A 22,796-nucleotide genomic window follows, 5' to 3' on the forward strand; every position below is an offset into this window, starting at 1 on the left:
AAATATATAGCGCGTAGGGCCCGGTGTTAGTAAATCACCAGACACTACACTGTAAGTTACTCAGTAGTTCGCGTGTCCTTTACCTCGCGTTCATTCCGCTGTGGTGAGATCAAATACACACTCCCATCGCGAACGAAGGACATCACTTTGCGTTCATCTCTTTTGAGGGCTGGCACTGCTCTGACTGCTGCAGCAGTCTTGGCCGCCGGCTTCACGGCCCCTGCTGGTGCGCTTGCACCGGCCGTCGTGATTCCAGCCAATGTTTCTAGCACCGATCTCATCATCAACGAGGCCTACCTCGTCGGCGGTTCCGCCGGTCAGCCTTACAAGAACAAGTTCATCGAGCTGTACAACCCCACGGCCAATGACATCGTTCTGGACGGCAAGTACAGCATCGCCTACCGCTCGGCATCAGCAAGCACTAACCCTCAGAACTTCGCTCTGAAGGGAACTGTCAAGGCGAAGAGCTACTTCGTGATTCAGGGCGGTTCCAACGCCACGAATGGCGCCGCGCTTCCACAGGTGGACGCCGTCGCAGGCATCAACCCCTCCGGAAGCACGGGCACCATCGTGTTGACGCGCTCTGCGTCCGCGATCAGCTTGCCAACGGGCTCTGTGGTCAACAACGCCCAAGTGGTAGACCTCTTGGGCTACGGCGCTTCCAACACCTACGAAACGGCTTTGGCACCGACCCCTCAGGGCACCAAGGCTGTCGAATCCCTCAACCGCACCAATTTCGTTGACACGGATGACAATTCCAAGGACATCACCGTCAACGCAAGCGTCACCCCAGGTGCTGCAAATGGTGGCACCACCGGCGGAGAGCCAGGCGGCGAAAACCCAGGCGAAGAAACCGGTCCAGAGCTCAAGACCATCGCTGAAATTCAGGGCACCGGCGGTGCAACGGAGCTGCCGAAGGACACCGCTGTTCGCACGCGCGGCATCGTGACCGCAACCTACCCAACGGGCGGCTTCAACGGTTACTACATCCAGACCCCGGGCACCGGTGGAGATGCTCTCCCCGAGGCTTCGCAGGGCATCTTTGTTTACTCCGCTGCCACGGTCAACGAGGTCAAGATCGGTGACTACGTTGAGGTGACCGGCAAGCCAGCCGAGTACTACGGACTGTCCCAGCTCACGGTTGCCAAGGGCGGCGTGAAGCAGCTGACTGAGCCTGCAGAGGCTATCAAGCCGTTGACCATCGCTTGGCCAAAGACGGATGCCGAGCGCGAGCGCGTTGAAGGCATGGTGTTCAACCCATCGGGCAAGTACACCGTTGCTGACAATTACTCTTTGAACCAGTACGCAGAAATCGGTCTGGCATTTGGTGAGTCTTCTTTGGTGCCAGGCGCCGATGAACTCATTCAGCCAACCGATGTAGCCGAGGCCGGAACCGCCGAGGCTCAGGCAGTAGCCACCGAGAACTACCAGCGCGGCGTCAAGCTTGACGACGGTGCAACCACCAACTTCATGGGCAGCACGGCGAACAAGGCGATCCCCCTCCCTTACCTCACCCCAGAAGCACCGATCCGCGTTGGCGCTCCAGTGAACTTCCAGTCTGACGTCATCTTGGACTACCGAAATGAAGCATGGAAGTTCCAACCGCTGACCCAGCTCACCGCTGGCAACGCAGCATCGGTACAGCCTGCAACCTTCGTCAACACCCGCACCGCGGCTCCTGACGAGGTGGGCGGCAACGTGAAGCTCGCATCCTTCAACGTGCTCAACTACTTCACCACCACCGGCGACCAGCTCGAAGGCTGCACCTACTACACGGACCGCGCGGGCAACCCGCTGACCGTTCGTGGTGGCTGCTTGGCCCGCGGTGCAGCGAACGCTGAGAACCTCAAGCGCCAGCAGGACAAGATTGTTGCTGCCATCAACGGCCTCGACGCTGACGTGGTCTCCCTCGAAGAAATCGAGAACTCTGCTGCTTTCGGCAAGGACCGCGATGAAGCTCTTTCCACCTTGGTAGACGCTCTCAACGCTGACCGCCCAGGCACGTGGGACTACGTTCGTAGTCCAGAAGCGCTTCCAGCTTCCGAGGATGTCATCCGCACGGCATTCATCTTCAAGCCTTCCGTGGTGAAGCCCATCGACGAGTCGATCATTCTTGACGACGCCGCCTTCAGCAACGCTCGCCAGCCACTTGCTCAGGCCTTCCAGAAGGTTGGCGGCAACGCCAAGTCCCGCTTCGTGGCGATCGTGAACCACTTCAAGTCCAAGGGTTCCGCTCCTGCCACCGGAGAGAACGCTGACACCGGCCAGGGCGGTTGGAATGCAGCTCGTGTAGGACAGGCTGAAGCTCTCGTGAAGTTCGCTGATTCCCTCAAGACTCAGCGCAACACGGACAAGATCTTTTTGACCGGTGACTTCAACTCCTACAGCCAAGAAGATCCAATGCAGGTCCTCTACAACGCTGGCTACATCAGCCAGAACGCGAAGACCGGCGATTACACCTATCTATTCGACGGCGTGGTGGGATCTTTGGACCACATCTTGGCCTCCCCTGCAGCGAACTCGCTCGTGACCGGTGCCGATATCTGGAACATCAACGCTGACGAGCCAATCGCTTTGGAATACAGCCGCTACAACTACAACGCGACTGACTTCTACGCTCCAACCCCGTACCGCGCTTCCGATCACGATCCAGTGATCGTGGGCTTCTACGTGGACAAGAATTCTCCGAAGGCTGTCAAGAAGTAGGCTTCGCAGATTTCGTAGAAATCACGACGGCGGCCGCTGGTTCCACAGAACGTGGAGCGGGCGGCCGCCTTTCGGGTGATCCGGTCCCATGCGAGAACACTTTTCGACAGAAAAGCGCCTCGGAGTGGTAGAAAACTGGCCTCACATAAGGTGTGCAAGGACGCGGACGCGACGCTGACGCAGCACCAATGGCCACGCGTCACAGTGGCGGACACTCTCCACTAGCGGACTCGCGCCAGAACAGCCTGGACCGCGGCTTCAGCATCGCCCAAAGTCCGCGCGCTGCCGTCCGGATCTCCACCGGCTTCGGCTGCGATTGCTGTTCCCCATTGGACCGAGGACAACTGCAGGCCCAATACATATAGGCCTTCCTGGACGTCGCCGTCTCGGGAGATGAGTCGGTGTGGTCGCGGTGTCACGTGGAATCCGGCGCCCGGCGCGAATTCGCCGTCTTCGGTGAGCATCGGACGTGGTTGAGCGAGGCCGTCGTCTTGGAGTTGGCGCAAGAGTGCCGAGTCCGTCTTTGCCACACGGTTTGCTGGCATCATCGCCTCGAGCATGACGCGAGACTCTACTGGCTTGGTATCCACCCACGGGGACTCCGCGCTGAAAATGCCACGCTCGTCATCCAACGTAAAGGTTGGCTCCGGGCCAATGAAGGACACCACGCCAGCGCGGGCGAGCGCCGCCAATTCACGGATGCGCTGTACCGGCGGACCGGACGCGAGACCTTCCACCAACGGCTCGAAGGTACGCAGAATGTCGTTCTGATAGGTCACGTCATCAAAGACGCCCTCGGCCACCATCTTCTTCACGAGCATGCGCGCGGCATGCATCGCGCCGATGGCCATCTTGAGCGGATCGGATTCGCCGCGCTCCGCAGACTCCGCATCCTCATCCAAGTACGCGATGACCGCCGACTGATACTCAGCGTCAGATTCAAAGCCCCACTGGTCAAACGGGTGTCCCAAGCGCGGAACGTCGAGCCAGCCCGCACCGGGCGCACTCTGCTCCACATGGCGTCGCACCGACGTCAGCCACACCTTCTGGCCGTGTACGCGCTGCGCTCCCAAAAGCTCTTCTAGACGTGCCGCGAAGGATCCCGCAGCCTCAGTACCGCCAAAAAGTTCAGGTCGCTGCTCCGCCAGTACGCAATAGTAGGTCCGCAACACATCGCGGTGAATGAGTGGCCACACGTGCGCCGCAAAAGACACCTTGCCCGCGGATTCACCCGGAACACCGCTACTCGCAAGAGCTCGGATGGACTCTTCGGTCACGAATTTGAGCGAAACACTCGTGGGCACAAAAGCATCGACTGCGGCCTTCGCCCGGTACGGAGTGCCGCGGCGCGAAGCCGCCCACATGCGTGGTTCCTGGCCGCTCGGTACGTAGCGCAAGGGTCCGCGCGCGGGGCGAGCTGCGGCATCGTCCTCCCCCGTCTCAGAACTGGAGAGCAGCGATTCGAAACGGCCACCGCGGCCCGTAGTCAGCTCCGTGACGGCATCGAAAAAGTTCAAACCAAGCCCGCGAATCAAGACGTTCTCTCCGGCGGGAATGGCGCCCCAGTCCACGTCAGGCGGCACATTCGGCGGTAGGTACATGAGGCCCAACTGCGCAGCCTGCTCACCGGCAACCTGCTGGCGCGGGTTCAGTTTCGCGGGGACGTGGCCCACTGCCAGTACGACGGCGTCAGCGAGCGTCGCGCCGGAAGCTGGCGTGCCGTCCGGGGCGGTATCGCGGTATTCGAGCACGTAAACGTCGCCCGAAGCGCGCAGCGACGTGACCTCAGCGTGAAGATGCGTCACGGACTGCACGCGCGGGTGGGTGTTCAGGACTGCGAGCGCGCGCTCGGCGATATCGCGCAAGTATTCGCCGTACAGCGCGCGGGGAGGGTACGAACCGGCCCCCAAAGCGGCGACGTCGGCACGATGCGGCGCGTTCTCGAGGCGCCACTGATCGAAGCTGTAGTCCGGGGAGGCCGTGGGGAACATCGCGGGCGTGTTCATGAGGAAGTTGCGGGACTGGTCCGTGCGCCACACGTGGCCTGGGCCGATCTCGAACGGCTCAAGAATCACGATTTCGAGGGGCGATCCCGCTTTTTCGCCAGCCTTTGGCGTGTTCTCCGCGAGCGCGTGAGCTAACCGGTCCAGAAAGCTCGTGCCGCGCGGGCCCGCGCCGACAACCGCGATCCGAAATGGTTTGCGCATAGTTGCTCATCCTTAGACTGTTCTTTATGACCGATTCCGCGTTCCAGCCTACTCAACCCGCAGCAACCGCCGTCGCCGACGAGCCCCATGACGATTACTTGTGGCTCGAGGATATTCATGCGGAGGAAGCGCTGGACTGGGTCAAAGCGCAAAACGCCCTCACCGAGGACGCGTTTCAGGATGCAGATTTTGAGCAGACCTCAGCGAAGATTCTCGCCATTTTGGACTCCGAGGACAAGATCCCGGGCGTCGTGAAGCGCGGTGCCTTCTATTACAACTTCTGGCGCGATGCCCAGCACCCGCGCGGTCTCTGGCGCCGCACCACGTGGGAGTCCTACACGAGCGACGCCACGGAGTGGGAAGTCCTGCTGGACGTGGACGCGTTGGCCGCCGCGGAAGGAACGCCGTGGGTCTTCTCCGGGGCGACCCTCTTGAAGCCTGCGGACCCCGCAGAGCTGTACGAGCGCGCACTGGTCAAGCTCTCCCCGGATGGCGGCGACGCCGTGACGGTGCGTGAATTCCGCCTATCCACGCTGTCATTCCTTGCCGCGCCCGAAGGATTCGAGCTGCCGCTCGCGAAGACCAGCGTGGCTTGGGATGGCCCGGATGCGCTGTACGTCGCGAGCAACTTTGGTCCGGAATCCTTGACAAAGTCCGGCTACGCGCGCACGGTGCGCCGTCTAGAGCGCGGACAGTTCCTCGAGGAAGCGCCGGAAGTCTTCTCCGTCCCCGAAGATCACGTGCTGGCCGCCGTCAGCAAGGACAACACCCGCGGATTCAAGCGCGTCTTCGCGACCGACGCCGTGGACTTCTTCACGTCCCGCACCTATGTTTTGGCCGCCGACGGATCGTGGGAACTCATCGATGTTCCCGAGGACGCTTCTGTGGATTTGCACCACGATTGGTTGCTGGTTTCGCCACGCCTCGAATGGCAGCTCCCCGGCCAGACCGTGCCGGCGGGGTCGCTGGTAGTGGCGGATTGGGAGGCCTGGCGCGCCGGTTCCCGCGAGGTCACTTTCATTTTTGAGCACGACGACGCCGCCTCACTTGAGGGATGGAGCTTTACGAAAGATTTCCTCCTCCTCAATACGCTGCGCGATGTCTCCTCGAAGATCTTGGTGGCGGATCCGCAGAATGGCTGGAGGACCCGAGTCCTTGAGTTGGGCGAACCTTTGAGTTCTTCTTCCACAGGCGCTGTGGACGACGAAGATCCCGAGACCGCGAACGACATCTGGCTCACCACCACCGGGCATCTCACCCCAACGACGCTCTTGAGAGCCACGCTTTGCGGCGATGATTCTGTAGACATTCTGTATCGCGACGAAAATCCGGCTCCCGAGGCAGCCTCGCCGGTGGTCGTGAAGTCGGCTCCGTCCTTCTTCGATTCTTCCCAATTTGAGGCCACCCAGCACTTCGCGATCTCAGCCGATGGCACCCGTGTTCCGTACTTCCAGGTCTCGCCGAAGGACATGCCACTCGATGGCGACAACCCGGTACTCATGAACGGCTATGGCGGCTTCTTGATTTCGCTCTCGCCAAGCTACTTGGGTTCTATCGGCGCCACATGGCTCTCCCGCGAAACTCCGGCTGGCCGCAAGGCGAGCTACGTCGTGGCCAACATCCGAGGCGGTGGCGAGTACGGACCGCGCTGGCACTCGGCTGCGCTCAAGGAAAATCGGCACCGCGCATATGAGGACTTCGCAGCGGTGGCAAAGGATTTGATCGCGCGCGGCGTGACGAAGCCTGAGCGACTTGCGGCCTCCGGAGGCAGTAATGGCGGCCTGCTCATGGGCAACATGATCACGAGCTACCCGGAGCTGTTCGGTGCGATCTCCTGCGGCGTTCCCCTGCTTGACATGCGCCGATATACCAAGCTGTCCGCGGGTCACTCGTGGGTGGCAGAGTACGGCGACCCCGATGTTCCCGAAGAGTGGGAGTTCATCAAAACCTTCTCGCCGTACCACCTCCTGGATGCCACCGGCGGCTCAGAGAACCACAACGGCACGGAAGGTGAGCACGAGAGGCGAGCTCCGGCGTCGTACTTCTGGACCGCTACCAGCGACGACCGCGTAGGTCCCGTGCAGGCGCGCAAGATGGCAGCGAAAATGCGGGAACTCGGCTATCGCGATGTGTGGTTCCACGAAGACCTCGACGGCGGCCATTCCGGTGCCAGCGATAACCGTCAGGCTGCCCGCAATTCCGCGCGCAGCCAGCGTTTCTTGTGGCACTGCATTGGCCAGTAAGCCCTTCATTTTGAGTCTTGGGGTAGCTATCCGGTAGTCTTGACTGGCGCGTAAGCGTGCTGGAGACGTGCCAGAGCGGCCGAATGGACTTCACTGCTAATGAAGGGTCCGGGGAAACTTGGACCGGGGGTTCAAATCCCCCCGTCTCCGCCAAATTTTGACGAGTTCGTCAAACCCCGTGTGGACCTAGGGCTTCGGTCTTGGGTCCACACGTGTTTTCCCACCATTTTTCTCACACACCGAGGCCTTCTCAAACGGCGCCCACACGTGCTGGACTGGCACCATGCAATATCCCGCGCTTCATCTTTCGATCAGCATCGATGCCGCTCCGTCCGATGTCGCCGCCTTTACCGGCAATCCAGCGAATCTTCCACAATGGGCCGCGGGGTTGAGCGCGGGCATTCGCCAAGAAGCAGGCAAGTGGATCACGGACTCCCCAATAGGCGTTGTTGAAGTTCGCTTCACGGGTTCTGTGGAACTCGGCATTCTGGACCATGACGTGACGTTGCCAGATGGCACCACGGTCCAGAATCCACTGCGCGTCCTGGCGAACGGCACCGGCAGCGAGGTCGTTTTCACGCTCTATCGATTGCCGGACACCTCCGATGCCGACTACGAGCAGGACGCCGCCATGATTCGGGACGACCTGGTACGGCTCAAGGCGCTACTCGAAGCGGCTTAAGCGTTCACCGTGACGGGCAACATCGCGGGCGCATCCACGTTCCACGCGCGCCATGAATCCATCAGTTCCTCCGGACGAGCGCTCGCAAAGATCACGACGCCCGGATAGTCCGCGAGAAGCTCCCGCAAGACGTCACGGCCTTCTTCTGTCAGGTCCGCTTCAATGTTTTTGAGCAACAGCAACGCTGGCGATCCAAGGGTCGCGCGGGCCACTTGCAACAGTGCGACTTCACTGCGATCCAGCGGAGCACCGCCACCGCGCAGTTGTGTGTGTTCGCGTTCGGGCAGCTTTTGGACGCGCTCGAGCAGTCTCACGCTCGCGAGCGCATCTACGCCGCGGCTCACCGAAAGTTCGGGCCGCCGGTATCGCACCGAGCGCGCGACTGTGCCGCGCTCGAGGGGGACGCCGCTTGCAGCATATCCCGTACGACGACGCCGCTCCTTTCCGCTAGCGCCATACAGTTCCTTGCCGTCGACAGCGAGCGACCACGTGTAGTCAGGCCCGCCATTCGTAGTAGACACCGGCGCCGAGAGTGCGCTGAAAAGTTCGTCAATGCGGCCCTGCGTGCTGGCTCGAACCAGAATTCGTTCGCCTTCCTCGGCGTAGAGCGGAGGGACTCGTGTGCCGTTGACGCGCAGGCCGCGAATCACCACGCGGCCGCCTTCAGAATCGTCGACATCCCAGGCGGCCAGCGCCATGGATGAATCACCGCTCACCGAGTTGCCGGTCTCAGGCACGCTTTCGAGCTCAGTGACCTTGGCCGGCCCATTCTTGGCTGCGGCCGCACTTGCAAGCGCTGGCGCAATGGCCGGGCCGATAATGCGACGAGCCGCGTTGAAGTTCTGCCGGTATTCCACCACTCGACCAAGCTCGCTTACGGGTGCACTGACAAAGCCCAACAACATGAGTGCCGTAGAAATGGTGGCCACGTCGATGGCGCCCGTGGCACCCAGGCCGGCGATCACCGCAGAGCCGAGCAGCGGCGTCGTCATGGAGAAACCGCGCAAAGAACCGGCAACCCGAGCCCGATCAATCGCTGCACCCATCACGCGCGAACCGCTGCGATCTAGGTTGCGGATCTCGCGATCCGTTCCTCCCGCGGCGCGAATGCCTTCGGAAGCGCGGACGGTGTCGCTGACGCGGGCGGCCAGGTTGCCTCGCAAGCGCCGGAGCTCCCGAGCGCGTTCCAACGCCGGCGTGGCAAGGTACGCAAGAATCACGCACAAGCCCAGCATGAGCGCTAGGACGGTCACACCGAGTGGCCACGAAAGCGCCCACAACAGCGCTACCGTCGCTGCCACCAACGGCACTGCCGCGATGACCGGAACGAGTCCTTGAGAGACCCAGTTGCGGATGCTGCTGAGGTCATTCGTGGAGCGGGCAATCGTGATGCCGAGCGATGGCGTGCGGCCACCGTCCAGCGCCGCACGGAGCAGCAGCACACGGATTTCGTGAACGTAAGACTGCCCCAAGCGTTCGGCGAGCACGCGCTCCAAATACTTGGTGATGCCTACGCTAAGGACGCTGCCCGCGAGAATCGAGATGGAACCCGCGAGTGCTCCGATGTTGCCCGCTTGTTGGCTAGCTGATCCCGCGTAATCCGAGACCAGCCGGCCCACCGTGAGCGCCGCGATGATGGCGCAAGCGGCACCCGCTAGGGCGACTCCTAGCAGGGCCGCGAAAATCTGCCGCCGCTCCCCTGCTAGGAGTCGGGGCAACTGATGGTTCTCACTCATGGGGCGCCTCGTTAGGAGCGTTCCGCGAGCGAATCGAGGATGCCCATCGCCACGTCGGCATCGCACAAATCGTAGGTGCCAACGAGCGGAACAGGCAGTACGCCTTGCGCTTCGGCGCTTGCGAGTGGCGACGCGGTGACGAGACCCGAGACGGCGGCGACGTTGACGTTGCTGCGCTGCAGCACGTCGAGACCCGCGACGGCGCCGAGCGCGTCCGCAGCAGAGAAGAGCGTGGTGTCGACGAGCGAAGCGTAAACCGGGTCCGCGAGCAGTCGCGAGGTTTCACCCTGGTAGACGCCATCTGCAATTTCAATCACGACGACGTCCGGTGCGGTTCCATCAACGGCTGCGGAGAGCTCTTGAATCATGGAAGAGAGCAGGCCACGAACGGTTTCGTAGTCCAGAAGGAACGTAGTGGGGTAACCGAAGTCGGTGAAGTCCACTACACGGGTTGCGCCGGCGTCGTGGAAAAGGTTCGGATCATTTCCGGCGCCGGTGCCCGTGGACTTTCCGGCGGCCACGTTCAGGCCCGCATTGGTGAGTCCGTTGACGAGGCAGCCCAGAGTAGTGGACTTTCCGGAGTTCATTGAGGTGCCCATCACGGCGATGACGCGAGGCCGGGCGGAGCCCACGGCGTTGGCGGCCGCAACAGATGGCGCGTCAACGGACAGCGGCGCGAAGCGCGAGAGGTTCACGATGCCGTGCTCATCTTCCAGAAGGCCGATCGGTTCGATCGACGTCGCCGCGTCAATGCTCGCGTGCATTTCCTTCACTTCGCCGGCAATGCCGCCTGCCGCGATCAAGTGGCACGGCTCAAGAGATTCAGGAACGAAGGCCAAAAACTGATCCGGTGCGTAGCGATTGCCGTACGCCACCATGATTTCTTGGCCTGGGAACAAGAGCTGACGGCGGGAAACGGGGCTTTCGAGGCGAGTGTGCTTGCCGATTTCTAGTACGCGGGCGATAACGACGTCGCCAGCTTGCGGCTTGATCTGTGGGCCGGAAACGAGGTGGTAGCCCGAGGCGTCTTGCTCAATGCTCTTGGCCACAAAGCGGGTGGTGTAGGCCTTCGGGATTCGAGCCAAGCGTGCCGGAGCAATGGGCTCGCGGTATTCGCCGTCGAAGGTGTTGGAGCTGAGGTCCATAAGCGTTGAAGTCATCGTGTCTCCCAAGTGCTTGGCTACCCCATTTCGGAGCGGCTGTCCTGTTGTTTTGCTGACAAATCAACACTAAAAAGCCCAGATGAGGCGAAGATGAGAGGAAGATGATGCGAAAATGAGAAGACTGAATTTAGCCCTGAAACGTAAGGAAATTATGGCCTCGCTTCCAGCCGCCGCTCTGACCACCGTAGGACTCGTGGGTGGCTTCGCCACGGCTCGAACCACCAAGAACCGCCCACTGGGTGGCGCCGTTTTGGCCGCCGCTGGCGCAGGTGCATTTGCCTTGTGGAAGAAGGACGCAGGTTTGCCGGCAGCTATTGGACTGACGGTGCTGTACTTAGGCGCTTTCGGCGGTTCTCACCCGCTCGCGAAGAAGATCGGCGCCTGGCCAGCAGTGTGGGCAGTCACCGGCGCGACCGCTGCGGCATCACTTGCAGTGCCGTCTAAGAAGGCCTAAACCTTCCGCTCTTGGATTCGAGGCTAACTAAGCCTTCGAGCCGTCCTCCGGGGCGGAGTCGCCGTCGTGGCGGCGCCGCTCTGGATCAAGTGGATTGCTAGGAAGTCCCTCGAGTCCGGACAGGTCAGAGGGGACTTCGTAGGACTCTTCAAAGTCTCCCAGCTGATCCTCAAGACGGAATTCTTGTGGGTACTTGGAAAGTGCCTGCACGGCAATGATGGAGTCTTTGTAACTAGCCTTGGTGGCATTGTGATACGCCTGAGCGGCGGGAATTAGCTGGCCCATGGCAATCTGTTTGTAGACCTCTTGATGCTGCTTCGCGGTCAACGCGGCCGATGCTTCGCGGGCACGCTCGGGCGTGATGGCGGCCGCCATCTGAGTAGCGTTCTTCTTCCTCACAGACTGCAGCCAGAAGAACAACAGGGTCAGAATGAGCAAGGGCACCAAGACCCACAAGAGAGTTTCCACTCTTAAAGTGTAGAAAACCCATTTAAATCGAGAAAATCTGGGGCTCACCGATAGGATGGAAAACGTGACTGCCATCGATCTTTCCCCGTCTTTCAAGGCCTACGACGTCCGCGGAATCGTGGGTGAATCCATCACCGCCGAAACCGTTCGCGCCGTGGGCGCCGCTTTCGTCGACGTATTAAAGCTCGCCGGACAGACCGTTCTGGTGGGCGGCGACATGCGCCCATCCTCCCCTGAATTCGCAGACGCTTTCGCTGCCGGTGCTGTTGCCCGCGGCGCGAACGTCCGGATGCTGGGTTTGATCTCCACTGATGAGCTCTACTTCGCGTGCGGCACGCTCAATGCTGCCGGCGTGGTGTTCACGGCTAGCCACAATCCTGCCCAGTACAACGGCATGAAGATGGCCAAGGCCGGTGCCGTTCCTGTCTCCTCTGACACGGGCCTCTACGAGATTCGGGATGCCGCTCAGGCTTACTTGAACGCTGGCGACGTCCCGACCGCCTCTGAAGGACCTCACGGCACCATCGAGAAACTCGACGTCCTCGCTGATTACTCCGCCTACTTGCGCGATCTCGTGGATCTTTCCGCGATTCGCCCGCTCAAGGTGGTTGTTGACGCCGCGAATGGCATGGGCGGCATGACCACTCCCGCCGTCTTGGGTGACACGATCCTTCCTGCGCTTCCGCTCGAGATCGTCCCCATGTACTTCGAGCTCGATGGAACGTTCCCGAACCACCCGGCCAACCCACTCGAGCCAGAAAACCTCCGCGATCTGCAGGCTGCGGTCAAGGAACATGGCGCTGACATTGGCTTGGCCTTCGACGGCGACGCCGACCGTTGCTTCGTCATCGACGAGAACGGCGACCCCGTCTCCCCGTCCGCTATCACCGCCCTCGTGGCACGCCGCGAGATCGCTCGCGCAAAGGCTTTGGGCGAAGAGACCCCGGTCATCATCCACAACCTGATCACTTCCCGCGCCGTTCCGGAGCTCGTGGAGAAGGACGGCGGCCGCGCAGTGGTCACTCGTGTGGGCCACTCCTTCATCAAGGCCGTGATGGCAGCCGAGGGCGCAGTCTTCGGCGGTGAGCACTCGGCTCACTACTACTTCCGCGACTTCTTCAACGCTGACACGGGCATGCTCGCAGCAATGCACGTCCTCGCGGCCCTGGGCACGCAGGACCTGCCGCTCTCGCAGCTCGCTGACGAGTACGAACCGTACGTAGCCTCCGGCGAAATCAACTCCGAAATCCACGACAAGGACGCCGCTGTTGCGCGCGTGCTGGACGCTTGCTTGGGCCAGGACGTGGAGATCGAGACCATGGACGGCACCACGGTGTCCGCCGTGGATGGTTCGTTCTGGTTCAACTTGCGCCCATCCAATACCGAACCGTTCTTGCGGTTCAATGGCGAGGCCAAGGACCGCCAGACCATGGAACGCGTGCGCGATCAGGTCCTCGCCGTCGTCCGCAACGAAGGCTAAAACCTCTAAGGAGCCCGCATGACCGAGAATCTTCCCGAAAACCGCATCGCCGAGCTCAGTCCGTCCGCTATCGAGGACTTGGATCGCGTGGTGGGCACCGCTATTGGCGTGGCCCGCGAGCAGCTTGAGTCTGTCGGCGCGTTCTTGCCGTTTGGCATCGCTTTGCAGAAGCCTGCGGATCCTGCCGCTTCCGCTTCTGAGGACGACGACGCAGCCCCGGCCGGGGAGCTTCGCTTGCTGGCCGTCCAGCCCACCGAGGCAGAGGACGACGAAGCCGACATCGACGCGGACGAAATGCTGGCCGATCTCGTGGCCCTGATTCGCCAGCAAGAGGAAGCTTTTCTTGCCGTCGCTTTGGTCTCCGACGTCACGCTCCTGAACGAAGATCGGGACGCCATCCACGTCAATGCTGAGCACCGCGAAGGCGGCGCCGCAGGTGTGGTTTCTGCGTACACGCCACCTGCCGATGACTCGGCTGCAGAAGAGTCCGCTGCCGGTTCCTGGACCTTTGACGCCCCTCAGACGGAGACCGGCGTTCGCTTGGTCTGGGTTGACTAAGTCCGTTCCTGACAATTTTCGCGAGAGAATGGAAGCGTGAAACTCAACGCTTTCGGTGACGTGTGCCTGCGCACGCTCATGCTGTTGGGTGCCGATCCGGATGTCCAGCTCACCAGCAAGGAGATTGCCGACGCCATCGGCATCCCCTACCACCACGTGAGCAAAGCCGTCCTTGAACTGCGCAATCGCGGCGCTCTTGACGTCTCTCGTGGCCGCCTTGGCGGCGCGCGCATCACGGAAACTGGCCGCAGGATGACGGTCGGGGAACTCTTGCGCAGCATCGATGTCCAGCCGGATATTGTGGAATGCGTTTCCGGAGATCACGCATGCCCGCTCATCGCTGGTTGTACATTGCGAACTGCTTTGAACCGCGCTCGTGAAGCTTTCTATAGTGAGCTTGATCACCTTTCAGTCGAGCAACTCTCATCCAAAAACACCTTGAATCTCCTGCCCTTCCCTGCCATTAGGCCGCGCGAAGACGAGCATTCTAGCTCGCTTTAAGACACACAACGCAATACCGCTTCGCCCCCAATTTGCACTCAACTTCTACGCGGAGTAGAAAATACTAAGAATCTTGCATTCCCAATGCAAGATAAAAACAAGGAGTCAGCATGCTTTCCGATAAGTCCCGCCCCATCATCGAGGCCACTCTGCCAGTCGTTGGCGAAAACCTCCCTGAAATCACCAAGCGTTTCTATGCGCGAATGTTCTCCGCTCGACCAGAGTTGCTCGACGGCGTCTTCTCACGCGCAAACCAGAAGAACGGCACCCAGCAGCAGGCACTTGCCGGCTCCATCGCCGCTTTCGCCACGACGCTCGTGAAGAATCCGGGCACCCTCCCCGAAGAGGTACTGTCCCGCATCGCTCACAAGCACACCTCGCTAGGTGTCGTCGAAGAGCAGTACCCCATCGTGTACGAGCACCTCTTCGCAGGCATCGTAGAAGTTCTTGGCGACGCTGTCACCCCTGAGGTCGCCGAGGCGTGGAGCGAGGTCTATTGGCTCATGGCCGATGCCCTCATCAAGATTGAAAAGGGCCTCTACTCAGAGCAGGCCAACAACAAAATGTGGGCAAACTGGAAGGTCACCGCGAAGGAAGAAACCGGCGAAGGCGCCTACATCTTCCGCCTCGAGCCTGCCGACGACACCCCAGTAACCATCGCCAAGCCAGGACAGTTCGTCTCTGTGCGCGTCCGTCTCGAAGACGGCCTCCGCCAGCCTCGCCAGTACTCACTCTCGGAAAGCATCTACTCCCCCACCGAGCGTGTATTCACCGTTAAACTCGACGAGGGCGGTGAGGTCAGCCCCTTCTTACACCGCAACGTCAACGTTGGCGACATCGTGGAACTCTCCAACCCCTACGGCGACATTATCCTCGAGGAAGAGGAAACCCGCCCATTGATTATCGCCACCGCCGGTATCGGCTGCACGCCAAGCGCCTCCATCCTCTCTGCACTTGCAGAGCGCAACTCGGATCGCGAAGTCTTAGTACTTCACGCAGACCGCCACGAAGGCAGCTGGGCACTCAAGGACCAAATGCTCGAGTCCATCGACAAGCTCCCGAATGCATCAATCAAGGTTTGGCTCGAGGACAAGAACGGTTCCGCTGAATCCTTGGAAGCGTTTGAAGGTTTCATGAATCTTGCCGACGTGCAACTCCCCGAGAACGCCAACATGGTTCTATGCGGCCCGCTCCCATTCATGCGAGCTGTCCGCTCCGCCGCCATCGACGCCGGCGTTTCCGCCCAGCGCATTCAATATGAGGTCTTCGGTCCAGACCTCTGGCTGGCCGCCTAGTAGCTAGTTTTTGGGGGACGACGACGCCACTCGGCTTCGTCGCCCCCCTTTGCGTTAAAAGAGCCTCCACTAAGCGGAAAACCGCTACGCTTGCATCAATCCGAAGTGGCCCATACAAGTTTCCCAGGATTGTTTACAGTCGGATCTTCGCCAAACAAACGATGGAATATTTCCATCGGTTCTAGACCTTTTCTCCCCAAATGATGATCTGTGGTCGATAGAAAAACTTCAAAAGACCCACTTTTGCATTGTGCGCGCGCCCACTCATATACCTCCCAGAAGTCTCGAGCTTGCGAAACTCGCCAGGTCTCCTGGCTTGGCATCGTCGAAATTCCAGAGTTCGTCCAAATTCGAACCCAATATGTTTCCTCTTCGAGGAAAACACCGGATCCGAAACCGGATCCGAGTGAGTCAAAAGATTCTATCTTCACAGGAACCACACCTTTCGTTCCACACCGTCGGGAAAACAAAATTACGAAACTATTGAAATTAGAAGAACTTCAGGACACTATCCGATGAAACGTATCAGGACAGGTCACATCTTTATCAGAGGGGGACGCATGTTGGGCAAGTAGGCGATAGGTTGGGCTTTACCCGCATTTCTACTAATTTACGGCGCTACTTTCGAGCAACCTGCGCATGCTGCAGTTATCAGTGTCTGTTCTGTCAAATCAAATTATCCGCATCCGTCAACGCACGTAAACGGAACTATAAACGCGGTAGGTACTATTTCCTGCGACCGAAACATGGTAGAGATCTATCTGCGAACGACTCTTGTGAAAACCACCACTGGAGCGTCCTGGGCCGGGTCAGTATTCAATCAATTCGGCGCTAGATCAGGAAATAGTAATGCAGCGACTAGCTGCACCCAGGGTCCGGCCAGCTTCCAAACGAAAACGTACTACTCAATTACCTTCCCTTCCCCATCAACTCCTAGTCACCAATCTGGCTGGGTAAATAGCTCCATCGTCAGCGTCGATTGCGGAGCAAATCGAATTGCAGGGCTGACTTCTGACGATTACCAGTCGCCGTATACCGGAGACAAGCAAGAAATCAATGAGACATCTAAAGAAGTAGTCATAACGGCGTCCGAATCTGTGACACCGTCTACTGCAACAAACCGTACTGCAAATGGACTAAGAGAATTCAATTAGCAAAGGCGTCGAAATGGATTCCGTCTTCTTGTGATCGTAGTGAGGTCTGAAAATAAGCCACTGCGTGAGTCTCTTCCAGAAACCGCTCTAAAGGTTCTGACTACCAATTGGTGCAAGAACTACGAAATGAGCCACGAGGGCGTGAAGTTGCCACAATCAACAACAATAATTCAGTGGAGCTTTGACGGTTAGCAACGCATCAGAGCAATCAAGTGCGTTCGCCACGACGCTCGTGAAGAATCCGGGCACCCTCCCCGAAGAGCTAATGTCCCGCATCGCTCACAAGCACACCTCGCTAGGTGTCATTGAAGAGCAGTACCCCATCGTGTACGAACACCTCTTCGCAGGCATCGTTAAAGTTTTCGGCGACGCCGTCACGCCGGAAATTGCCTAAGTCTGGAGCGAGGTCTACTGGCTGATGGCAAACGCCTGGAGCGAGGTCGACTGGCTGATGGCAGACGCAGTGATCAAGATCGAAATGGATCTCTGCGCGCAGCAGGGTAATGACAAAATATGGGCTGACTGGAAGGTCCCCGTGAAGGAAGAAACCGGCAAAGGCGCTTACATCTTCCGCTTCGCACCTGCCGATGACACCCCGGTCACCATCGCCCAGCCCGGCCCGTTCGTCTCCGTGCCCGTTCGCCTCGAAGCAGGCAGGCTACATGGTCCTCGAAGAAGAGAAAACCCGCCCACGGATCATAGCCACCGCCGGCTTCGTCGTCCCCCGCACTTTAAGAGGACCACACAATTTAGGCAGGCAGAGATTTGAGCTGCTTGAGCGTGGACTTGACCCATTTCAGCTCAGCCTCGAGCTTCACGATGGTGGCCTCTAGGGTAGCGGCCATCAAGAACGACCGGCGGTTTCCTGCACGCTGCGCGGCATCCCCTAGGGCGTCGCGCTCAGCATTGAATTCTGCAATCTCACGTTCGAGCACCTCCTGGCGCACAGCAAAGAGGGTTTCCAACTCGACGGCTTCGAGGTTGCCGGCATTGAAGACGCGAATCAAGAACGGCTCGCGTACCGTCTGCTTTTCATTGGGGCCCAAGAGCCACTCGCGAAGAACCTCACGGCCCTTGTCCGTGATGTGGTGCTCTTGGCGGTCCGGGAAGTTCACGCCGCGGACCACGTGCACGGTGGCGAGGCCTTCATCGACCATCGTGGCCAGAGTGCGATACACCTGAGCCTTGTCCGCGCTCCAAAGATGCGAAATGGACGAATCCAGATGCTTCTTGAGGTCGTAACCGGTCATCGGTGAAAGTTGCAGAAGTCCCAGCAGGACATGATTGAGCGCCACGGAACCATTCTGTCCCACATCTAGGTGCAAATACACCCAAGACACACCCGCGCATTCATCACCGCACCCTGCCCAAGTGACCACAACGCAACGATGCCCGGCCCCGAAGAGCCGAGCATCGTCGTCGTACTAAATTCTTTGGCGGAATTACTTCGCGCCCAAGCGTTCCTTCAAGCCTTCGAGTTCAGCCTGAAGCGAGGCGGGGAGGGAGTCGCCGAACTTCGCGAACCATTCCTCGATGCTCTTGAGCTCGTTAGCCCACTCGGAAGCATCGAAACGAGTGGCTTCTTGTAGCTCGTCTTCACTCAAGTCAAGACCCTCGAGGTCAAGCGCACCCGGAGCTGGGGTGAAGCCGATCGGAGTCTCCAGGGCCTCAGCCTTGCCCTCGATACGCTCGATAGCCCACTTGAGGACGCGGGAGTTCTCGCCGAAGCCAGGCCACGCGAAGCCTCCCTCAGCGTTGCGACGGAACCAGTTGACCAAGAAGATCTTCGGCAAACGCTCCGGATTAGCCTTCTGGGAGATGCGTTCCCAGTGCGCCAAGTAATCGCCGGCGTCGTAACCGATGAACGGAAGCATAGCCATCGGGTCGCGGCGAACCACACCCACCTGACCGGCGGCAGCTGCCGTGGTCTCGGAAGAAAGCGTGGCGCCCATGAAGACACCGTTGGTCCAGTCGCGAGACTGGGTGACCAATGGGATGGTGGTCTTGCGGCGACCACCAAAGAGGATCGCGTTGAGTTCCACTCCATTTGGCTCGTAGTACTCCTTGGCGAGCATGTCGATCTGATCGATCGGCGTGCAGAAGCGGGAGTTCGGGTGAGCAGCCGGCTCCTTGGATTCTGGAGTCCAGTCGTTGCCGCGCCAGTCGGTGAGGTGAGCCGGAACATCGTCCGTCATACCTTCCCACCACACGCCACCATCATCGGTGAGTGCAACGTTCGTGAAGATCGAGTTGCCCTTGGCAATACCGCGCATTGCATTCGGGTTGGTTGACCAGCCCGTGCCCGGAGCAACACCGAAGAGGCCAGCTTCTGGGTTCACGACGCGCATTTCGCCCTCGCGGCCCAGACGGATCCAGGTGATGTCGTCGCCGAGGGTCTCGGCCTTCCATCCCTTGATGGTTGGCTGAATCAAGGCGAGGTTGGTTTTGCCCGTTGCGGAAGGGAAGGAACCTGCGATGTGGTACGCCTTTCCTTCAGGCGAGGTCAGGCGCAGGATGAGCATGTGCTCTGCGAGCCATCCCTCATCTCGAGCCATCACGGAAGCAATACGAAGCGCATAGCACTTCTTACCCAAGAGAGCGTTGCCGCCGTAGCCGGAGCCGTAGGACCAAATGGAACGCTCTTCAGGGAAGTGAACAATCCACTTCTCTTTGTTGCATGGCCAGGAAACGTCCTGCTGGCCCTCTTCAAGCGGTGCGCCAACGGAGTGGAGTGCTGGAACGAAGAATGCGTCCAGCTCCTCCATTTTGCGAAGAACGTCCGTGCCGATGCGAGCCATGATGCGCATGGAAGCCACAACGTAGGCGGAGTCGGTGATTTCGACGCCGAACTTTGGATCATCAGCGTCGACGTGGCCCATGACGAAAGGAATCACGTACATGGTGCGGCCGCGCATCGAGCCATCGAAGAGGCTCGTGAGCTTGGCCTTCATCTTGGAAGGCTCCATCCAGTTATTGGTGAAGCCGGAATCGCGCTCATTCTCAGAGCAGATGAAAGTCTGTTCTTCGACGCGGGCCACGTCTGCAGGATCAGAGAAAGCTGCAAACGAGTTAGGGAACAACTCAGGGTTCAGTCGCGTCAGCGTTCCAGCGTCAACGAGTTCCTGCGTGAGCCGATCCCACTCTTCTTGACTGCCATCGACCCAATAGACCGAGTCAGGCTTGGTAAGTTGGGCAACCTCGTCGACCCATGCAGCCAATTTGGCATGGGTTGTGTGTGCCGCCCCTTGAGCGTCAAGGACTTGGTGATCGGAGCTCTCGCTCATATCCGTTCCCTTCATTGGGTGAATACGTGTGCTATCGATGCTATTGCTGCCATCACAGCTATAACCACACGTATTGCCGTGAACTCAGACGAAATTGCACGCTTCGCACGGCTTAAACCGCGCAACTACGCAGGAAACAAGCCTAACGCATGTGAGTAAGGTCACGTAGACCGGTCTAATAATGTTTCGCCATGCTGTAACTTCCGCAGAATCTCAACGAAATTTGTTAAGAACGGGGCATAGAGCCCGATTTGTGGAGGTGCGAAAACCTGTGTATAGTTATTCGAGTTCGCCGGTCAGACCGGAGAAAATGCGCCCATAGCTCAGCTGGATAGAGCGTCTGTCTACGGAACAGAAGGTCAGGGGTTCGAATCCCTTTGGGCGCACAGCAAAAACCCCGTGATTTCAAGGCTAGACAGCCAAGAAGTCACGGGGTTTTCGAATTTCTGGAACCGAACAAAACCCCCGGAAACACCTCAAGTTAATCAAGTTGCCTCAAGGTAAACCCCCCCTGCAAACTCCCTGAGCGGGACTGCGCACACCCTACGGCCCATCGATTCTTCTGGAACGGAAACAATCTTCGAGAGGATCGCGCGGACGTGAGATTCAACGGTCGGTGACGACAAGTTCAAACTCCCGGCGATCGTTTCATTCGCGAGTCCGTCGGCCATAAAGTTCAAAACCGATTTCTCGCTCGGTGACAATCGATCAAACAGTCGTTCGTCTTCACCACGGCAGCTCAAGCCTTCGACTCGATCGTCAGTCGCCACGTTGAATAGCGCCTTTGCCACTAGGTAGCTTTCACATTTCACAAGGTACACCCGCACGAAATGTTCACTATTTTATTAGTAGATTCCCAGTTCATACACCTTAATTGCTGGTAAGTTAGCTGCATGACCGCGCGAGAACGTGCCCTGAAAGCAGCTGTTTCCGTAGTCGCAGACCTCGGCTTTCAAGCATTAACCCACGCCAAGGTCGATGCCACAGCGAAGCTGCCGCCGGGCTCCACTTCTAACTACTTCCGCACGAAAGACGCTCTGGTCAGCGGTCTCATCCGCCACATCGCGGATCAGGAAATGAGCAACGGCGGCGGCTCACTCGCCGCCAAGACGCCAGAGGAACTAGTGGAGAAAATCGGCGGCCTCATCTTGGCGCTCACCACAGTCCGCCGCGAACTCACAGCCGCTCGCATGGCCATCTTCCTCTCAGGAAAGCACGCCGGGGAGATTCGGGATAGCTTCGCAGAAGGTGCAGCGTTCTTCCACCGCGAGCTGGTGGCCACTTTCACGGAACTTGGTGCAGCAGACCCTCACTCGGCCGCTTCGGCCTTGATGTCCTGCGCTGAGGGAATCATCTTGCATCGCCTCACGTGGGATGCAGATCCCGACCCCCTCCCTCAACTGGCCTTAGTCGTCAAAGGTGCGCTGGCGTCGTCGTAATCAAGAAATAGCGAGAAACCGCTAGCGAGGCACCACGAAGGAAACGAGCTTCGCATCGCGGCCATCCAACTCAGCCCACGGCTTGTTGACCTCGAAAGCGGTCAAACCGAGCGTTGGGTAGCGCGTGGCCATGTCCATGACAGACTCCTCGTCAGACTCGATCGAGGCGAGGCGCATTGATAGATCCTGGACCGTAGGCATGTGGCCGATGACCATGAGCGTGCGGACGGTCTCGGGAGTCTCATTGATGATGGACAACAGCTGCGTAGAGCCGGCCTCATAGATTCGATCATCAATGTACGGAGTGGGAGCCTCGTCACCTAGTTCACTCGTCACCCAGGCACACGTGGCGCGCGTGCGCTGCGCCGATGACACCAAGATGTAATCCGGCACCCAGCCATGTTCCTTGAGCCAACGGCCGGCTGCAGGCGCTTCCCGATTACCGCGACCTGCAAGGGGACGGTCGTGATCGGAGACGCCGAACGGGTAATCGGACTTGGCATGACGAAGGACCACCAAGCGGCGCTCAAAAGAAGAACTCATGAGAACAGCCTAGTGATCCTTCGTGAAGACCAGCTAAGAAGCGGAAACGCTAGATGGCATATTCCGGAGCAGCCCAAACAACAACCTCAGGGTGCTCGTAGAAGCGGTAGCCCTGGCCGCGCACGGTGCGAACCGTGTTGGCAAGGCGGCCCAACTTCGAGCGCAAGCGGCGGATGTGAACGTCGATGGTGCGCTCATTCGGCACTTCTTCGGCGTTCTTCCACAAGTTCTCGAGCAACTCTTCGCGGCCAACGGTGCGCTGACCGTTTTCCACGAGGTAGTTCAAGAGCTCAAATTCCTTGAACGTGAGGTTCAGGGTGTCGCCATCGAGGTGCACTTCGCGGCGAGACAGATCAATCAAGACACCCGTGGAGTGCTTGAAGTTGTTCTGGTTGCGGACCAAGTTCTCGACAATGCGAGGGCGGCGATTGATAGTTGGATCGCCGAGCGCCTGGCGGACCACGTCAAGGTGTGCGCCCTGGGCATTCGAAGGAGCCAAAGCCACAGCAGCGTGGGTCTGGGCGTTCGGAGCGATCGACATCAGGTAAGAACGAACCTGGGTAGCAATCTCGGCGAGCGTGGTGCCGTTCTCGGCAGCGCCTGCTTCGTTGAGACCTACGTAGAGCACGAATCCGCGAGCAGCCGTTTCGCCAACTGCCTGTGGGCCTGGCTGACCATTGCCAGCAATGACTGCCGACGGCATGGGCTCTTCGACCGAGCGCGGGAAGTTGCGCACGTTTCGGTATCCAGGCTCAGAATAGCCAGCCGCCTGCGAGGCGTGGCGCTGTGCCGCAAGTGCGCGGTCCTGCGCATTGCGAACGGAAATGTGTACGTAGCCGGATGAAACGGACATATCTTTACCTCTTGCTCAGTGCGTGATTTC

At 59.4% G+C, this 22,796-nt stretch carries 20 protein-coding genes and 2 tRNA genes; 13 read left to right on the forward strand and 9 right to left on the reverse strand.

Annotation, left to right across the window (positions count from 1 at the left end; genetic code table 11):
* Positions 1-147 precede the first annotated feature (147 nt).
* Positions 148-2,706, forward strand: coding sequence for an ExeM/NucH family extracellular endonuclease (locus BKA12_RS07830; protein ID WP_246361634.1), 2,559 nt, complete (start codon positions 148-150; stop codon positions 2,704-2,706).
* Between the two features lie 221 nt (positions 2,707-2,927).
* Here the strand turns inward: BKA12_RS07830 and BKA12_RS07835 are convergent, their stop codons facing one another.
* Positions 2,928-4,913, reverse strand: coding sequence for an FAD/NAD(P)-binding protein (locus BKA12_RS07835; protein WP_183642218.1), 1,986 nt, complete (start codon positions 4,911-4,913; stop codon positions 2,928-2,930).
* A gap of 26 nt (positions 4,914-4,939) precedes the next feature.
* Here BKA12_RS07835 and BKA12_RS07840 point away from each other — a divergent pair, with 26 nt between their 5' ends.
* The 3 genes from BKA12_RS07840 (at position 4,940) to BKA12_RS07850 (ending at position 7,838) form a co-directional block, all read left to right on the forward strand.
* A complete protein-coding gene (locus BKA12_RS07840; RefSeq protein WP_183642221.1) occupies positions 4,940-7,156 on the forward strand; it encodes a prolyl oligopeptidase family serine peptidase in 2,217 nt (738 codons plus the stop codon).
* Between the two features lie 61 nt (positions 7,157-7,217).
* Positions 7,218-7,309, forward strand: a tRNA-Ser gene (locus tag BKA12_RS07845).
* Positions 7,310-7,439: 130 nt separating this feature from the next.
* Positions 7,440-7,838: an SRPBCC family protein gene (locus BKA12_RS07850; protein WP_183642224.1), complete on the forward strand. Its 399-nt coding sequence runs from the start codon at positions 7,440-7,442 to the stop codon at positions 7,836-7,838.
* Here BKA12_RS07850 and BKA12_RS07855 read toward each other — a convergent pair.
* A complete protein-coding gene (locus BKA12_RS07855) occupies positions 7,835-9,574 on the reverse strand; it encodes an ABC transporter ATP-binding protein (protein ID WP_183642226.1) in 1,740 nt (579 codons plus the stop codon). The genes BKA12_RS07850 and BKA12_RS07855 overlap by 4 nt on opposite strands.
* Positions 9,575-9,585: 11 nt before the next feature.
* A complete protein-coding gene (locus BKA12_RS07860) occupies positions 9,586-10,734 on the reverse strand; it encodes a DUF1611 domain-containing protein (RefSeq protein WP_183642228.1) in 1,149 nt (382 codons plus the stop codon).
* A gap of 154 nt (positions 10,735-10,888) precedes the next feature.
* Here BKA12_RS07860 and BKA12_RS07865 point away from each other — a divergent pair, with 154 nt between their 5' ends.
* Positions 10,889-11,191 (forward strand): hypothetical protein, encoded by a 303-nt coding sequence (locus BKA12_RS07865; RefSeq protein ID WP_183642229.1) that lies wholly within the window; start codon positions 10,889-10,891, stop codon positions 11,189-11,191.
* A 27-nt stretch (positions 11,192-11,218) separates the two neighbouring features.
* Here the strand turns inward: BKA12_RS07865 and BKA12_RS07870 are convergent, their stop codons facing one another.
* Positions 11,219-11,659: a hypothetical protein gene (locus BKA12_RS07870; protein ID WP_183642231.1), complete on the reverse strand. Its 441-nt coding sequence runs from the start codon at positions 11,657-11,659 to the stop codon at positions 11,219-11,221.
* Positions 11,660-11,714: 55 nt separating this feature from the next.
* Between BKA12_RS07870 and BKA12_RS07875 the strand changes: the two genes are divergently transcribed.
* The 6 genes from BKA12_RS07875 (at position 11,715) to BKA12_RS12515 (ending at position 17,416) form a co-directional block, all read left to right on the forward strand.
* A complete protein-coding gene (locus BKA12_RS07875) occupies positions 11,715-13,139 on the forward strand; it encodes a phosphomannomutase/phosphoglucomutase (RefSeq protein ID WP_183642233.1) in 1,425 nt (474 codons plus the stop codon).
* Between the two features lie 18 nt (positions 13,140-13,157).
* The gene (locus BKA12_RS07880) at positions 13,158-13,697 is read left to right on the forward strand and encodes a hypothetical protein (RefSeq protein WP_183642235.1); all 540 of its coding nucleotides are present in this window, start codon (positions 13,158-13,160) and stop codon (positions 13,695-13,697) included.
* 36 nt (positions 13,698-13,733) lie between these two features.
* Positions 13,734-14,198 carry an Rrf2 family transcriptional regulator gene (locus BKA12_RS07885; RefSeq protein WP_183642237.1) on the forward strand — a complete coding sequence of 155 codons (465 nt, stop codon included), beginning with the start codon at positions 13,734-13,736 and terminating at the stop codon, positions 14,196-14,198.
* A 110-nt stretch (positions 14,199-14,308) separates the two neighbouring features.
* Positions 14,309-15,493, forward strand: a complete 1,185-nt coding sequence (locus tag BKA12_RS07890) for a globin domain-containing protein (protein ID WP_183642240.1) — start codon at positions 14,309-14,311, stop codon at positions 15,491-15,493.
* A 1,335-nt stretch (positions 15,494-16,828) separates the two neighbouring features.
* Positions 16,829-17,041: a globin family protein gene (locus tag BKA12_RS12510; protein ID WP_183642243.1), complete on the forward strand. Its 213-nt coding sequence runs from the start codon at positions 16,829-16,831 to the stop codon at positions 17,039-17,041.
* Positions 17,042-17,098: 57 nt separating this feature from the next.
* Positions 17,099-17,416, forward strand: a complete 318-nt coding sequence (locus BKA12_RS12515; RefSeq protein ID WP_183642246.1) for a hypothetical protein — start codon at positions 17,099-17,101, stop codon at positions 17,414-17,416.
* Here BKA12_RS12515 and BKA12_RS07905 read toward each other — a convergent pair.
* Positions 17,397-17,942 (reverse strand): helix-turn-helix transcriptional regulator, encoded by a 546-nt coding sequence (locus tag BKA12_RS07905; RefSeq protein WP_183642249.1) that lies wholly within the window; start codon positions 17,940-17,942, stop codon positions 17,397-17,399. The two genes, BKA12_RS12515 and BKA12_RS07905, sit on opposite strands and share 20 nt — an antisense overlap.
* Before the next feature lie 147 nt (positions 17,943-18,089).
* Complete coding sequence (locus tag BKA12_RS07910; protein ID WP_183642253.1) at positions 18,090-19,931, reverse strand: phosphoenolpyruvate carboxykinase (GTP); 1,842 nt, start codon at positions 19,929-19,931, stop codon at positions 18,090-18,092.
* A gap of 312 nt (positions 19,932-20,243) precedes the next feature.
* On the opposite strand from BKA12_RS07910, the gene BKA12_RS07915 reads away from it, so the two are divergent.
* Positions 20,244-20,317, forward strand: a tRNA-Arg gene (locus tag BKA12_RS07915).
* Positions 20,318-20,416: 99 nt separating this feature from the next.
* On the opposite strand, the gene BKA12_RS12700 is transcribed toward BKA12_RS07915, so the two are convergent.
* Entirely contained in the window at positions 20,417-20,758 is a 342-nt protein-coding gene (locus tag BKA12_RS12700; RefSeq protein WP_420826513.1) for a helix-turn-helix domain-containing protein, read from the reverse strand.
* 66 nt (positions 20,759-20,824) lie between these two features.
* Here BKA12_RS12700 and BKA12_RS07925 point away from each other — a divergent pair, with 66 nt between their 5' ends.
* Positions 20,825-21,370 (forward strand): TetR/AcrR family transcriptional regulator, encoded by a 546-nt coding sequence (locus tag BKA12_RS07925; protein WP_183642260.1) that lies wholly within the window; start codon positions 20,825-20,827, stop codon positions 21,368-21,370.
* Between the two features lie 21 nt (positions 21,371-21,391).
* Here BKA12_RS07925 and BKA12_RS07930 read toward each other — a convergent pair whose 3' ends face one another.
* Positions 21,392-21,913 carry a SixA phosphatase family protein gene (locus BKA12_RS07930; RefSeq protein ID WP_183642263.1) on the reverse strand — a complete coding sequence of 174 codons (522 nt, stop codon included), beginning with the start codon at positions 21,911-21,913 and terminating at the stop codon, positions 21,392-21,394.
* A 49-nt stretch (positions 21,914-21,962) separates the two neighbouring features.
* Complete coding sequence (locus BKA12_RS07935) at positions 21,963-22,766, reverse strand: winged helix-turn-helix domain-containing protein (protein ID WP_183642266.1); 804 nt, start codon at positions 22,764-22,766, stop codon at positions 21,963-21,965.
* Positions 22,767-22,796 lie beyond the last annotated feature (30 nt).

The sequence above is a fragment of the Neomicrococcus lactis genome (genome assembly GCF_014200305.1).
Lineage (GTDB): Bacteria > Actinomycetota > Actinomycetes > Actinomycetales > Micrococcaceae > Neomicrococcus > Neomicrococcus lactis.